Annotated in this window: 12 protein-coding genes and 1 tRNA gene; 10 read left to right on the top strand and 3 right to left on the bottom strand. The window is 57.4% G+C overall.

Going from position 1 to position 13368, the window contains the following annotated elements:
- The first annotated feature begins 90 nt into the window (after positions 1-90).
- The 3 genes from trkA (at position 91) to QV747_RS14445 (ending at position 3699) form a co-directional block, all read left to right on the top strand.
- Complete coding sequence (gene trkA, locus QV747_RS14455) at positions 91-1458, top strand: Trk system potassium transporter TrkA (protein ID WP_034619554.1); 1368 nt, start codon at positions 91-93, stop codon at positions 1456-1458.
- Complete coding sequence (locus tag QV747_RS14450) at positions 1459-2928, top strand: TrkH family potassium uptake protein (RefSeq protein WP_197053833.1); 1470 nt, start codon at positions 1459-1461, stop codon at positions 2926-2928.
- Positions 2929-3066: 138 nt separating this feature from the next.
- The gene (locus QV747_RS14445; RefSeq protein ID WP_273432457.1) at positions 3067-3699 is read left to right on the top strand and encodes a LysE family translocator; all 633 of its coding nucleotides are present in this window, start codon (positions 3067-3069) and stop codon (positions 3697-3699) included.
- 252 nt (positions 3700-3951) lie between these two features.
- On the opposite strand, the gene QV747_RS14440 is transcribed toward QV747_RS14445, so the two are convergent.
- Positions 3952-5580, bottom strand: coding sequence for a phosphoethanolamine transferase (locus tag QV747_RS14440; protein ID WP_273432455.1), 1629 nt, complete (start codon positions 5578-5580; stop codon positions 3952-3954).
- 223 nt (positions 5581-5803) lie between these two features.
- On the opposite strand from QV747_RS14440, the gene QV747_RS14435 reads away from it, so the two are divergent.
- From QV747_RS14435 to QV747_RS14415, 5 genes are read left to right on the top strand one after another with little or no spacing between them, the layout of a single operon-like run.
- The gene (locus tag QV747_RS14435) at positions 5804-6070 is read left to right on the top strand and encodes a PepSY domain-containing protein (protein ID WP_028449884.1); all 267 of its coding nucleotides are present in this window, start codon (positions 5804-5806) and stop codon (positions 6068-6070) included.
- 3 nt (positions 6071-6073) lie between these two features.
- The gene (locus QV747_RS14430; protein ID WP_273432452.1) at positions 6074-6820 is read left to right on the top strand and encodes a phosphatase PAP2 family protein; all 747 of its coding nucleotides are present in this window, start codon (positions 6074-6076) and stop codon (positions 6818-6820) included.
- Positions 6790-7341 (top strand): cytochrome b/b6 domain-containing protein, encoded by a 552-nt coding sequence (locus tag QV747_RS14425; RefSeq protein ID WP_273432450.1) that lies wholly within the window; start codon positions 6790-6792, stop codon positions 7339-7341. Before QV747_RS14430 ends, QV747_RS14425 begins: the two co-directional genes overlap by 31 nt.
- Entirely contained in the window at positions 7322-7984 is a 663-nt protein-coding gene (locus QV747_RS14420; RefSeq protein ID WP_273432448.1) for a response regulator transcription factor, read from the top strand. The genes QV747_RS14425 and QV747_RS14420 overlap by 20 nt, the downstream gene beginning before the upstream one ends.
- The gene (locus tag QV747_RS14415) at positions 7977-9332 is read left to right on the top strand and encodes an ATP-binding protein (protein WP_273432446.1); all 1356 of its coding nucleotides are present in this window, start codon (positions 7977-7979) and stop codon (positions 9330-9332) included. The genes QV747_RS14420 and QV747_RS14415 overlap by 8 nt, the downstream gene beginning before the upstream one ends.
- A gap of 60 nt (positions 9333-9392) precedes the next feature.
- Here the strand turns inward: QV747_RS14415 and QV747_RS14410 are convergent, their stop codons facing one another.
- Positions 9393-10364: a GGDEF domain-containing protein gene (locus QV747_RS14410; RefSeq protein WP_028449888.1), complete on the bottom strand. Its 972-nt coding sequence runs from the start codon at positions 10362-10364 to the stop codon at positions 9393-9395.
- A gap of 174 nt (positions 10365-10538) precedes the next feature.
- On the opposite strand from QV747_RS14410, the gene mpl reads away from it, so the two are divergent.
- On the top strand, positions 10539-11915 hold the full coding sequence (gene mpl / locus QV747_RS14405) for a UDP-N-acetylmuramate:L-alanyl-gamma-D-glutamyl-meso-diaminopimelate ligase (protein ID WP_273432444.1): 1377 nt from the start codon (positions 10539-10541) through the stop codon (positions 11913-11915).
- A gap of 116 nt (positions 11916-12031) precedes the next feature.
- On the opposite strand, the gene nadA is transcribed toward mpl, so the two are convergent.
- Positions 12032-12946 carry a quinolinate synthase NadA gene (gene nadA, locus QV747_RS14400; protein ID WP_273432442.1) on the bottom strand — a complete coding sequence of 305 codons (915 nt, stop codon included), beginning with the start codon at positions 12944-12946 and terminating at the stop codon, positions 12032-12034.
- 233 nt (positions 12947-13179) lie between these two features.
- Here nadA and QV747_RS14395 point away from each other — a divergent pair.
- Positions 13180-13255 (top strand) — tRNA-Gly (locus QV747_RS14395).
- Positions 13256-13368: the final 113 nt, after the last annotated feature.

The following is a 13368-nucleotide window of genomic DNA, read 5'->3' as shown; positions in this document are numbered from 1 at the left end:
TCGCCCCACCAACGCCGACAAGCTCCTCCCCTTGTCGGCGTTGTTGTTTGATCGCCTGCTCAGCAGGCAAAGGAATACCACTTGCCCAATATCCTGATCCTGGGCGCTGGCCGGGTTGGCTCATCGGTGGCCGAACAGCTGGTGCGCGAAAATTACAATGTCACCATCGTGGATGAACAGCCGAGCAATTTGCAGCCGCTGGCCGATAAACTCGATTTGCGCACCCTGTGCGGACATGCCTCCAATCCGGTGACGCTGGCACAAGCCGGCGCGGCCGATGCCGATCTGATTTTGGCGGTGACGCCATCGGATGAGCTCAATATGGTGGCCTGTAAAATCGCGCATAGCCTGTTTAATGTGCCCACCCGCCTTGGCCGCATTCGCGATCAGGATCTCCTCGCCCGCCCAGAGTTATTCACCGAAGATGGCTTTGCCATCGACCATATCATTACCCCGGCGCAAATCGTGACCGATCTGCTGCAAGGGCTGGTGGCCACGCCCGAGGCCTTGCAAGTGCTGGAATTTGGCGCCGGTAAAGCGCAAATGGTGGCTGTGCGCATCGAAGCGGGCGCCGCAATGGATGGCAAAGACCTCTCCACCCTGCCGCTGTATCTAGAAAAAATCGATTGCCGCATTGTGTCGATCTATCGCGGCAATAAACGCATCACCCCCGATGGCAACACCACCCTCAGCGTCGGTGACGAAGTATTTTTCCTCGCGGCGCGGCAGCATGTTCGCAGTGTGATCCGCCAGTTCCGCGCCAGCGAGCGCACCATCAAACGCATTACCCTCTGCGGCGGCGGCAATGTCGGCTACCGGCTGGCGCGCGCGCTGGCTGACGACTATCAGGTCAAGATCATCGAAGTGCAGCGCGAACGGGCGCAATGGCTGGCCGAACACCTGCCCAATTGCCTGATTCTGCGCGGCGAAGCCACCGATGAAAACCTGCTTGATACCGAGCAGATCGACCGCTGTGATTTATTTATGGCGCTCACCTCCGATGATGAAGACAACATCATGTCCTCGTTGCTGGCCAAGCAAATGGGCGCGCGCAAGGTCGTGGCCATCATCAATCGCTCGCGTTACGTCGATTTGCTGCAAGGCGGCAAAATCGATGTGGCGATTTCCCCCGCGCAAGCCACCATTGGCGCGCTGCTCACGCATGTACGGCAAGGCGATATTGTCGCGGTCCACAGCCTGCGCCGCGGCGAAGCCGAAGCCATCGAGCTGATTGCCCATGGTGATCGCAATAATTCGCGCGTGGTCGGGCGCAAAGTCGAAGAAATCAAACTACCGCAAGGCGCTAATCTGGCGGCGCTGATCCGCGGTGAACAAGTTCTGATGGCGCATCACGATACCGTGATCGAAAACGAAGACCACGTGATCGTGTTTATCGACAATAAACGGCATATCCGCGAAATCGAGCAATTATTCGCGGTCAAAATCGGGTTTTTCTAAATGACGCTGGCACAACGTATTCTCCCCACCGTCAATGTGCTGGCCCGGGTGTCGGCACTGTTTTCGATCTCGATTGTGGTACCCATCGTCGTCGCCCTATTTACTGGCGACGCTGGCCTGTGGCCATTTATTGATGCGCTGGGCGGCTTAATGTTGGTGAGCGGGCTCACCGTGCTGGCGACCCGCCGCTATAAACGCGAAATGCGGCCGCGCGATGGCTTTGTGCTGGTAGTGGGCATCTGGAGCTTGCTGCCTGCAGTCGCGGCCGTGCCCCTGCTGCTGTTTAATCCGGCTACCAGTTTTACCGACGCCTATTTCGAAACCATGTCGGGGCTCACCACCACCGGTGCCACGGTGTTTACCGGGCTGGATCATCTACCGCCCTCGATTAATCTGTGGCGCCACTTGCTCAACTGGCTAGGGGGTATGGGGATTATCGTCTTGGCTGTCGCCATTCTCCCGCTATTAGGGGTGGGGGGTATGCAGCTTTTCAAGGCCGAAACCCCGGGCCCGATCAAAGACGCCAAACTCACACCCCGCATTCACGAAACCGCCCGCAATCTGTGGCTGATTTACGCTGGCCTCACCCTGATCTGCGCGCTGCTGCTGAAATACGCCGGCGGCATGAGCTGGCTGGATGCGGTGTGCCACGCCTTTGCGGCCATGTGCCTGGGTGGGTTTTCCACCCACGATGCCAGCGTCGGTTATTTCAATTCGCCGCTGATCGAAGGCATTTTGATTGTCTTTATGCTGCTGGCGGCCACCAATTTTGCCACCCACTATTTCGCGCTGTCAGGGCGGAAATTATCTGTGTACCTGAAAGACAGCGAATTCAAAGCCATGCTGCTGCTGATTTTGGGCAGCACGCTCACGCTGGCCGGCTATCTGTACTGGCAACAGGTGTACCCGGAGTACCTCACCGCCCTGCGCCATGTGGCTTTTAATCTGGTTTCGCTGGCCACCGATTGCGGGTTTGCCAGTGTGGATTTTGGTGCGTGGCCGATTTTTGTGCCGCTGGTGATGCTGTTTCTATCTTGCATCACCGCTTGCGCCGGCTCCACCGGCGGCGGGATCAAGATGATCCGCACCATTATTCAGGTGCGCGAAGTGGGCCGCCAGATGTCGGTGTTGCTACATCCACAGGGCGTGCATCCGCTGCGGGTGAATGGGCAGGTGATTCCGCCGAATATCTTGTTTTCCGTGATGGGCTTTGTGTTTATCTATTTCGCAAGCATTGTGGTGCTGACGCTGGTGTTGCTGGTGTCGGGGCTGGATTTCATCAGCAGTTTCTCGGCGATTATTGCCTGCATTAATAATGCCGGCCCGGGCCTGGGCGAAGTGGGCCCTGCGCGCAATTTCCAGGGGCTGACCGATTTTCAGACTTGGGTGTGCAGCTTTACCATGCTGCTGGGCCGGCTAGAGATTTTCTCGGTGCTGATCCTGTTTACCCGCGCATTCTGGCGCAATTAAGCATACCCAGGCCAGTATTGCCTGCTACGCTATATTTTAAATTAGCTAGCGGACAATACCCCTGAATGCAGCCATAAACCCGCGAATCGCGAGCATCCCCAATAGTCAGGCCAACGCCCGCGCCGTAAGCTAAGCGGCATGGAAACCTTTATTACCGGCTTTTTGCTGTCGATTTCGCTCTGCCTCGACATCGGCATTGTGAATGTGGCCATGATCGACGCCACCCTCAAATATGGCCGTCAGGCTGGCTTCTGGATGGGCTTTGGCTCCTGCTTTGGCGATCTAGCCTATGCCATTCTGGCGCTGATCGGCATGAGCTTTCTGCTGCAATTTCCACTGGTGCAATGGCTCACTTGGCTGGGCGGCGGCTCGCTGCTGCTGTGGCTGGCCTATAAAATGGCCCGCGAAGCCTGGCGCGATGCCAGCGCCGCTGAGGGCGAACATCCGCCGCTGCCCGCGCGCCGCCAGCTCTTTACCCGCGGGCTAACGCTGGCCATGGCCTCACCCACCTCGATTTTGTGGTTTGCCGCGGTGGGCGGCACGCTGATTGCCCGCGCTACCGATGGCAGCCTGAGCAGCACGGCCGATTTTCTCAGTGGGTTTTTCCTCGGTGGTCTCGCCTGGAGCACCTTCATCGTGCTGGTGGCTCATCATGGCGGCCAAACGCTGGGGCCGCGCTTTAAACAAGGCTGCCACCTCGCCTCGGCAGTACTGTATTTGTATTTTGCCGGGCTAGTAATCACCAACGGCTACCACGCCCTGCTCAAATAAGACCGAGCACGATGCGCAATAACTAGCCCATAAAAAGGCCGGCAGCCCCCCGCAAATTGATCAGCAAGCCCACTCGCGAAGCGAGGCTCCCCTCAAGGAGGGGACGGGAGGAGTGGAAGTAGAACGTCAAGGCTGCAGATGAAAAGCCTTATTTCCTAAGCTCGGCTTTGCCGAGACTTGAAGCATATTTTCTGCCCCCCTGTTCGCAGCCTGAGGCCAGCATTGCTGGCCTTTTGGTTTACTAGCTGCGATTTACTTGCGGCAGCTCGCCAGCATATCCAGCGGCGGCTGATACACGCTCGTACTCACGCCCGTGGCCCCCAAGACGGTATGGAACCAATTATCGTGGCTAAAGGCTTTGCTGCGCTCACCTTGCAGGCAGTGCAGATCCAGCCGCCGGCTGGCCGCATAGCTGGGCGAAAACCACGCCACCATGGGTACATGCGTTTGCTGGCTGGGGGCGATCATATATGGCGCAGCATGCAGATACAGGCCATTTTCGCCGGTGGATTCGCCATGATCCGAAACATACAGCATGGCGCTATCGTAATCGCTGCGCTGCTGCAGCTGACCGATCAATTGCGCGAGGAAATGATCGGTAAAGCGAATCGCATTGTCGTAGGCGTTCAAAATCTGCTCGCGCGGGCAATCTTGCAATTGCGTGGTACGGCATACGGGCTTGAAGACTTCAAATTCCGCCGGATAGCGCAACCAGTAGGCCGGGCCGTGATTGCCTTTCTGATGCAGCACTACCACCGTATCTTGCGCCGCGCCCTGTAGCGCTTGCTGCAGCTGCGGCAACATCGCCGTGTCGTAGCATTCATCTGCACGGCAATCGGGCGCCGGGCCACCATCGGGGATCGCCACTTCGCCAAGGCGTTTGGCCACGCCTTTGCTGCCCGAGTTATTGTCGATCCACACCACTTTCAGCCCCGCAGTGCGCAAAATATCGATCAGATTTTCGCGGGCCTCGCCCTTGTTCACGCTAAAGTCACTGCGCGGAAAACCCGAGAACATACAGGGCACCGAGACGGCAGTTTCAGTGCCGCATGAGCTCACCTGACTAAAATTGATGATCGGTAATTTGGCCAATTCCGGATTGGTGGGCCGGGCGTAACCATTGAGCGAGAAATTCTCCGCCCGCGCGGTTTCGCCCACCACCAGCACCAGCAGAGTAGGTTTATGTGGCTGGGTTGGCGCGATTTTTTTCGCGTCCCGGCCATAGGGCTCGGCCACCACCGGCGCTTTCATGCGCTCCCCCACCACATAGCGAATGGTGGCGTAAATGCCGTTGGCGGGGTTGATCAGATAGCGAATCGGCTTGTGATTGCGGGTAAACGAGGCCAGCGCCGAATAAAACACGCCAATCACCGCCACCATCAACACCAGGCACAGCACCAGCTGCCCCAATTTACCCAGCAATAGCCGTGGCCAGCGCACTGGCTGCAGCTCCACGCGGCTAATTAGCCAGGCGGGCAATACACCCAGCAGCAATACATCCAGCACCAGCTTGAGATTGAGTAATTCCAGCGCTTCCCGCGTATCGGTTTGAAACACATTACGCAGCATGGCGCTATCGATCATCACCCCATAGCTGGCGGTGAAATAGGCGGTGATACTCGCCAGCAGGGCCAGCACCATCAGCAGGCCTTTGGCCCAGCGCGGCCAGCACAGCAAAGTTAGAAGCAGCTGAAAACCGGCGATCAGCAATACCGCCATACCGGCAAACAAGGGCAATTTACTGCCCGGCGTGCCGGCGATGGCTTGCCAAGCTTTGCTCCAAAAAGCGGTATTGCACAGCGCCACCAGATACAGGGCAAACAATGTCGTGAGCTTGGGCAGCGTTAAGGCAAAGCGACGAGCCAAAATTCGGGCCAACATGGACTTCCTCAAAAATAACAATCGGGCGATGCGCGCCAGTGTGCGCAGGCAGACTTAAGCGAAAATGAAGCGCCTAAACTGCGCCCCTATAAAAAGATAATACGGTTTCGCGACAGGGCGGCGACACATTATCACAAGCGACGAACGGTGGTTGGCTTAAGTTTCGCTTCATACAGCGGTGGTGAAATACGCTGGTCTTTTCACCCTGCTCAAGGAGCACATCATGCTGAAGTACACCGCACTTGCCCTCGTGACTGCAGTTTTTGCTGGCCAAGCCATGGCCGCAGCCAAATGTACCGCGCACCCGAAAGCAGAATGGATGCCGGAAGCCCAAGTGAAAGCCAAGCTGGCCGAACAGGGCTACACCATCAAGAAATTCAAAGTCGATGGCAATTGCTATGAAATGTATGGCAAAACCAAAGATGGCAAAAAGGCCGAGATCTATTTCGACACCAAAACCATGGATGTCGTGAAATCTGAAATCGAGTAAACCATGTCGCACGCCAGCCCATCTCTTAGCCGGCAACAGTGGTTGCTGGGCAATGCCGTCTTGCTGATCAGCAGCCTAGTCGGACTGATTATTCTGCAGCAATACAGCAATGTGGATTTGTGGCTGGCCAACTGGATGTTTGATCCGGCCAGTGGGCAGTTTCCCTGGCGGGATCAATGGCTCACCGCCAAGCTAGGGCACGATTGGATGAAAAAACTCTCCGTCGTGCTGGGCGTGGCCGTGGCCTGGCAACTGTATCGCCAGCAGCGCCTGGCGGGCTGGCAAGATTTAGCCACCCGGCAATGGCTGGTGGTGGGGCTCTCGGCCCTGCTGGTGCCGGTGCTGGTGACTCAGTTCAAACACCTGAGTGTGTTGCATTGCCCCTGGGATTTGCAGCAGTTTGGCGGCCATGCGCCGTACTTGCGTCTGTTTGATCGCCTGCCGCTGGGCGTGGGCGCGGGGCAGTGCTATCCGGCTGGGCATGCCAGCAGCGGCAGTTGGCTACTGGGCTTTATTGCACTGTGGCTTCCGCTTAAGCGGCGCCAGGCCTTGATTCGCCTCCCCCTCCTGTTATTGCCCGGTCTCATGCTGGGCTGGATTCAGCAACTGCGAGGCGCACATTTTCTCAGCCACACCTTGGCTACGCTGTGGCTATCTTGGCTGATCGTTAGCCTGCTGTGTGCCTGGCTACTGTGGCCACAAGCGAAAGGAGCATCATCATGTCTCGCCTACGAGTCTGGGACCCGTTAGTCCGCATTCTGCACTGGACCTTGGTACTGTGCGTACTGGGTAACTTTATCAATGAAGGCGGCGCCACTGTGCATCGCTATGCCGGTTATGTCGCCACTGGCGTGGTGCTCACCCGCCTACTTTGGGGCTTTATCGGTACACCGTATGCGCGCTTTCGCGACTGGTTCCCCTGGCCGTCACGGTTGTTCCCTTACCTGCGTGCCTTGCTGCATGGCCAGCCGCCCCATTACACTGGGCATAATCCCGCCGGCGCAGTGATGATGTTATTGCTGATGGCGCTGGTAATCAGCCTAGGCACCACCGGTTATATGATGGGACTGGATGCCTACTGGGGAGAAGAGTGGCTGGAAGAGCTGCATGAAGGGATTGCCAATGTGCTGATCGGCTGCGTCGCCTTGCACGTACTGGCCGCCATCGCCGAAAGCATCCGCCACCAAGACAATCTGGTGCTGGCCATGATTCATGGCTATAAGCGCCCACCAGCAGACACCGACTCACACGATGCAACTACTTCTGGTTGAAGATGACCCTCTTCTGGGCGATGGCATTAAAGAAGGCCTGATTGATGCCGGCTACACGGTGGAATGGCTGCAAGACGGCCAAGATGCCTGGCATGTGCTATCCAGCCCGCATCAATTTGATGCCATCGTGCTCGATTTAAGCCTGCCCCGGCTGGATGGGCTGCAGGTATTAAGCCAGCTGCGCGGTTTGGGCGATACCACGCCGATTCTGGTGCTCACCGCCCGCGCCGAGCCGGATGAACGCATCGCCGGTCTGAACACTGGCGCCGATGATTATCTGGCCAAGCCCTTTGTGCTGGGCGAGCTAGTGGCGCGCCTGAATGCTCTGCTACGCCGCAGCCAGCAGCGTGCAAGTCATCTACTGAGCTGGCGCGATGTCGAGCTAAACCCGGCCACCCAGCAGGTATGGCTCGCCAAACAAGCACTGGAGCTAACTGCAACCGAATACCGCCTGCTGTATCTGCTGCTCCACCATTATCCGCACTATCTATCACGCAATGCCCTGGAAGAAAAACTGTTTGGCTGGCAAAGCGAGCTGGAGAGTAATTCGCTCGATGTGCATCTATCGCATCTGCGCAAAAAACTGGGCAGCGAAGCCATCCGCAATGTGCGGGGGCTGGGCTGGCGCTTAGCCGATGTCTAAATTACGCGCGGGCATCGCCCGCCTTCGCCACGCCCTCCGTCAACACCTTGGCCAATCGCTCAGCAACCGGCTCACCTGGTTTACCGGGCTGGCCACACTGGGAGTCTGGGCGGTGTTATTAGTGGTTTTTTTCTTTGTCGCGCGGCATGGTTTTGCCGAGCTACTGGAAGACCGATTGCGCGCAACGGGCGAAATGCTGATCGAGTTGCATCAAAATGGGCAGCTCAATTCCCGGCAAGAGCTCGCGGCCGCGGAGCGGATGAGTTACGCCCTTTACAGTACCGATGGTCAGCTGATTAGCAGCAATGACCCGCACCCTTTTACGCTCAGCGAAACCGGGCGGCGTGGCCATTTACATGCTTTACGTCATGATGGCCATCACTGGGTCAGTATTCGGGTGGAGCGCGCCGGGGTGCAGCTGGTGCTAGCCGAACGTAGCGAATGGCAAGAAGAGCTGTTTGAAGAACTGATGGAGCATCTTGGCTGGCCGCTGCTGGTTGCCGCGCTGGGGCTGCTGCTCATGCTGCAATGGGCCAGCCGACGCGCGCTGCAGCCATTGGCCGCACTCAGCCAGGAGCTTGCCCGGCGCGAGCCCATGGATCTAAGCCCATTGGCCACCCCTGCCCCGCAGGAAATCGCCACCTTGGTGAATAACCTGAATCAGCAATACGCCAGCATCGGCACCGCCATCGAACGCGAGCAGCGCTTCACCGCCGATGCTGCGCACGAATTACGCACCCCCTTGGCCGCGCTGCGTATCCAGCTGGAGCTAGCCAGTAGCAGTCCGCGCGAGCAAACCCGCCATAATGCGCTGGGCAAAGCTTTGCTGGGGGTGGATCGCGCGACCCATCTGGTTAATCAGCTACTAGCGCTATCAAGGCTAGACCGGCTGCAACAGCAAGATTGCCAACCTCAGCCGCTAGCACCGCTGATTTGGGCGGCCTGGCACGAAGTGGCGCCCGCTGCGCCAGCCGGTGATTTACAAGTACACGAGCTGGCCCCATTCGCGCCAGCGGTCGATGCCAGCTTGCTACAGCTCTTACTGCGCAATGTTTTTGAAAACGCGCTGCGCTATGGCCAACCACCGTTGGTGGTCACACTAACGCAGCACGGCCTTAGCATCAGCGATCATGGCCAAGGCGTGGATGAGGCCGTATTGGCGCGACTGGGTGAGCGTTTTTTCCGTCCGCCAGGACAGGCGCAAAGTGGCTCTGGTCTGGGATTGTCGATTGTACGGCGTATTGCCGAGCTGCATGGGGCCGAGCTTAAACTGAGCCACAGCGCCAGCGGCGGGTTGTGCATCGAACTCATCTGGCCAGCCCCGAGCCTAAGCGCTGGAGGCGTCTAAGGCAAAAAAAGACCCGCAACGGCGGGTCTTTTTATAGTTTTCAAAGTATGTCGCTGCGGCTTAATCCGCCAACTCGGTTTTGCTGCGGCCACTGTTTTTAGCCCGATATAGCGCTTCATCGGCACGCAACACCATCGCGCGGCCATTTTCATCATCACGCAGCTGGGCAATCCCGGCCGAGAAGCGCACTTCGATGCGCTGGGCGTGATGCATATACGGCGTGCGGCCAGTCACCAGCCGCAGGCGGTCGATCACGTAGCTGGCGCCTTTTAGATCGGTATCCAGCAGCAAAATCAGAAATTCTTCGCCGCCATAGCGCACCAGAATATCCGATTCGCGCAACACGGCCTTGGTCAGATTGGCCATGTGAATCAAGACCTGATCACCCACCAGATGGGTAAAGCGATCGTTGATTTGCTTGAATTCGTCCAGATCCACCAGCACCGCGGTCAGGCGAGCGCCATTGCGCTGGGCGCGTTTCACTTCGCGCATCAGCAAATGATCGAGCCCCTGCCGATTCAGCGCGCCGGTCAGCGCATCTTGTTCCAGCACCTTGCGGTTGAAAGCGAGGTCTTCTTCGATATGACGGATCGAATCACGGATGCTTTGCAGATCGGTGTGCGAACTGGTGACGGTAGAGTGCACATTGCTAGTGGTGTTGATGACCACATTGAGCAAATCTTCCAGCGAGGCATGCGCCTGCTCGGGGCTCACGCGCTGCTCGGCGTGCGCTTCGCGCATCGATTGCAGATCGCCTAGGCTTTGTTGCATCACTGAGCTCGAGCCAGATAGATTCTGCAGCAGCCCATCGGTAATGTCGGCGACATCGGTCGCGGCATCATCGAGCTTATACAGCACCTGCCAAGCCAGCTGCATCTCGGTGGCCGTTTTGCTTTCCGGCGCCTTGATGGTGAGAATGGCGTTGTAGAACTGGGCGTAATTTTCAGGCGTGGGGGGCAGGCCCCGCTCGGACAGCCGTTTGAGTGCGATACGCGCAATCTCAACCGGGTTCACCGGTGTTGCAGAGGTCATCAATCAAAACCTAGGTTAATACATTAGGGCGTTAGAGCTAGTCGGCTTGATTGTAAGGCGTGCGCTCCCACTGAGCCAAGCAACTTCGCTACAATGATGCACCTTTTTATTCAAAATCAATATTGCTGATTGCGCCAAGATGGGCTAGCACTCGGCAACCAGGATCGATCGATTATGCATATTCATATTTTGGGTATCTGCGGCACCTTTATGGGCGGGATTGCCGCGCTGGCGCGCGAAGCGGGCCATAAGGTCACCGGTTGCGACGCCAATGTCTATCCACCAATGTCGACCCAATTAGAAAGTTTGGGCATCGAATTGATCGAAGGTTTTGGCGCCGAGCAAATTGAGCTCAAGCCCGATTTATTCGTGATTGGTAATGTGGTGAAGCGGGGTATGCCGCTGATGGAGGCGATTTTAAACGCCGGGCTGCCCTATACCTCGGGCCCGCAATGGCTGGGCGAGCATCTACTGCGCGATAAATGGGTGCTGGCCGTAGCTGGCACGCACGGCAAAACCACTACCACCTCGATGCTGGCGTGGATTTTGGAAGACGCTGGTTTGGCGCCCGGTTTTCTGGTGGGCGGCATTCCCGAGAACTTTGGCGTTTCGGCGCGTGCACCGGGCACACCGCGGCAAGATGCGGCCAGCACTTCTCCGTTTTTTGTGCTGGAAGCCGACGAATACGACACGGCCTTTTTCGACAAACGGAGTAAATTTGTCCATTACCGCCCGCGCACGGCAATTTTGAACAATCTGGAATTCGATCACGCGGACATTTTCGCCGATCTGGCCGCGATTGAAACACAATTTCACCATCTGGTACGCACCATCCCTGGCCAAGGCCGCGTGGTTGTGAATGGCAAGGAAGAAAGCCTGCAGCGCGTGCTCGAACGCGGCTGCTGGTCAGAGGTGGAGCACTTCGCCACCCCGACTGGCCACGCGGGCTGGGCACTGGGCACCGTCTACCCTGATGGCTTTGAGGTCATCTTCAATGGCGAGCGGCAAGGGCGTCTGGTGTGGAGCCTGATGGGCGAACACAATGCTCACAACGCACTGGCAGCGATTGCCGCCGCTCGCCATGTGGGCGTTACGCCGCAGGTGGCGATCGAGGCGCTAGGCCGCTTTGAAAATGTAAAACGCCGGATGGAAATCAAAGGCGTGGTCAACGACATCACGGTGTACGATGATTTCGCCCACCACCCCACCGCCATTGCCACCACCGTAGCCGGGCTGCGCGCGAAAGTGGGCAGCCAGCGCATTCTGGCCGTGCTGGAGCCGCGCTCGAACACGATGAAACTGGGTACGATGAAAGAAGCCCTGCCCGGCAGTTTGGCCGACGCCGATCGAGTGTTTTGCTACGGCGCGAATTTAGGCTGGGATACCGCCGAAGCGCTGGCACCACTGGGCGAGAAGTCGCAAAGCTTTACCGATCTCGATACGCTCATCGCCGCCATCGTGGCCGAGGCGCAGCCGGGCGATCAGATTCTGGTGATGAGTAATGGGGGCTTTGGCGGCATTCACAGCAAGCTACTCGCCGCACTTGCTTAGGGGTATTGCCCTGTAGCCAATATATTTATTAGCCTAGCAGCATATACCCAATAAAAAAGCCCGCAACAGCGGGCTTTTTTATTGGCCAAGACACAGGCGCCACACAGGCGCCATGCTTAGGCGTAATAGCGTTTAGAGAATTCCAGCATGCGCTCGATCGGGGCGCGGGCGGCATCCATATCAGCGGGGCTCAGGTAATCAATCACCGTGCCCTGCCCGGCCTGCGCGCGTTTCACCGCTTCGATGGTATTCATCTTCATGTACGGACAGGAATTACACTGGCAGCCAGCGTAAATCGGCGCTTGCTCGATATTCAGATCGGGGCGAGCCTGACGCATGTTATACAAAATGCCATCTTCGGTTGCCACGAAAATAGCCGCATCGGGCTCTTTGTCGAAAGTCTTGATCCAGTTCAGCATGCCTGAAGTGGAGCCCACATAATCGGCTTGCTGCAGCACGGGCAGCGGGCTTTCCGGGTGTGCGATCAGGTATTTGGCGGTTTTCACCGCGGCAAACGCTTCGTCCAGCGCGGCCTGATTGAATTTATCGTGCACTTCACACACGGCTGACCACAGCGGCATATCGTAGCCATGCTGGAAGTTCAGATACGCGCCCATATTGCGATCAGGCGAGAAAATCACTTGTTTGCCCTCGGCATACAGGTGAGCAATGATGTCGTCCACATTGCGGCTGGTCACGATCCAGTCGCTCAGCGCTTTGTGCTCGGCCGAGCTATTGATGTACGACACATGCACATGATCCGGATGCGCCTCGCGCCATTGCTTCAGGGCAGTGACATCCGTTTGGGTCACCAGCGAACAGGTCGAGCCGGCATCCGGCAGGATCACCGTGGCATTCGGATTCAGAATCTTGGCCGTTTCGGCCATAAAGCGCACCCCGGCAAACACGATGATGTCGGCATCGGCATCGCGTGCAAACAGGGAAAGTTCCAGGCTGTCGCCCACCTTGTCAGCCATTTGCTGAATTTCTGGCTGCGTGTAGTAATGGGCAAGCGTGACAACGCGTGGCATAACAAATCCTCGATCAGGCAATGGATAGACTGCGGCAAGCGCGCAGCAAAAACTGGCCGCCATTTTAGCATGCCCGCCTCGCCCGGCGGGCTGAAATTTCGCCTTTTGCCTCCGCCACTTGCCCCACTTCGGCGAAAAATTTTCGACAAAAGGGTTGACAGCCCCCAGCCAGATGCCCATAATTCGCCTCCTCTGCAAATCGCTTCGCAGCAATGTGACAGCGAGTTGGATGTGCGGGATTAGCTCAGTTGGTAGAGCGATACCTTGCCAAGGTATAGGTCGAGAGTTCGAGCCTCTTATCCCGCTCCACCCTTTCAGGGTCAGCATCCAGTGAGATTGGCGTAGTACAAGCATCAAAGCAAATCGCGATGCGGGATTAGCTCAGTTGGTAGAGCGATACCTTGCCAAGGTATAGGTCGAGA

Source organism: uncultured Chitinibacter sp. (assembly GCF_945957625.1).
Taxonomy (GTDB): domain Bacteria; phylum Pseudomonadota; class Gammaproteobacteria; order Burkholderiales; family Chitinibacteraceae; genus Chitinibacter; species Chitinibacter tainanensis.
This window is presented reverse-complemented; position numbering and strand designations above follow the sequence as displayed.

Coding starts and splice junctions, on each gene's coding strand:
- QV747_RS14450 (WP_197053833.1), top strand. CDS start 1,459: ATGACGCTGGCACAACGTATTCTCCCCACCGTCAATGTGCTGGCCCGG.
- QV747_RS14410 (WP_028449888.1), bottom strand. CDS start 10,364: ATGACCTCTGCAACACCGGTGAACCCGGTTGAGATTGCGCGTATCGCA.
- nadA (WP_273432442.1), bottom strand. CDS start 12,946: ATGCCACGCGTTGTCACGCTTGCCCATTACTACACGCAGCCAGAAATT.
- mpl (WP_273432444.1), top strand. CDS start 10,539: ATGCATATTCATATTTTGGGTATCTGCGGCACCTTTATGGGCGGGATT.
- QV747_RS14430 (WP_273432452.1), top strand. CDS start 6,074: ATGTCGCACGCCAGCCCATCTCTTAGCCGGCAACAGTGGTTGCTGGGC.
- QV747_RS14435 (WP_028449884.1), top strand. CDS start 5,804: ATGCTGAAGTACACCGCACTTGCCCTCGTGACTGCAGTTTTTGCTGGC.
- QV747_RS14425 (WP_273432450.1), top strand. CDS start 6,790: ATGTCTCGCCTACGAGTCTGGGACCCGTTAGTCCGCATTCTGCACTGG.
- QV747_RS14420 (WP_273432448.1), top strand. CDS start 7,322: ATGCAACTACTTCTGGTTGAAGATGACCCTCTTCTGGGCGATGGCATT.
- QV747_RS14445 (WP_273432457.1), top strand. CDS start 3,067: ATGGAAACCTTTATTACCGGCTTTTTGCTGTCGATTTCGCTCTGCCTC.
- QV747_RS14440 (WP_273432455.1), bottom strand. CDS start 5,580: ATGTTGGCCCGAATTTTGGCTCGTCGCTTTGCCTTAACGCTGCCCAAG.
- QV747_RS14415 (WP_273432446.1), top strand. CDS start 7,977: ATGTCTAAATTACGCGCGGGCATCGCCCGCCTTCGCCACGCCCTCCGT.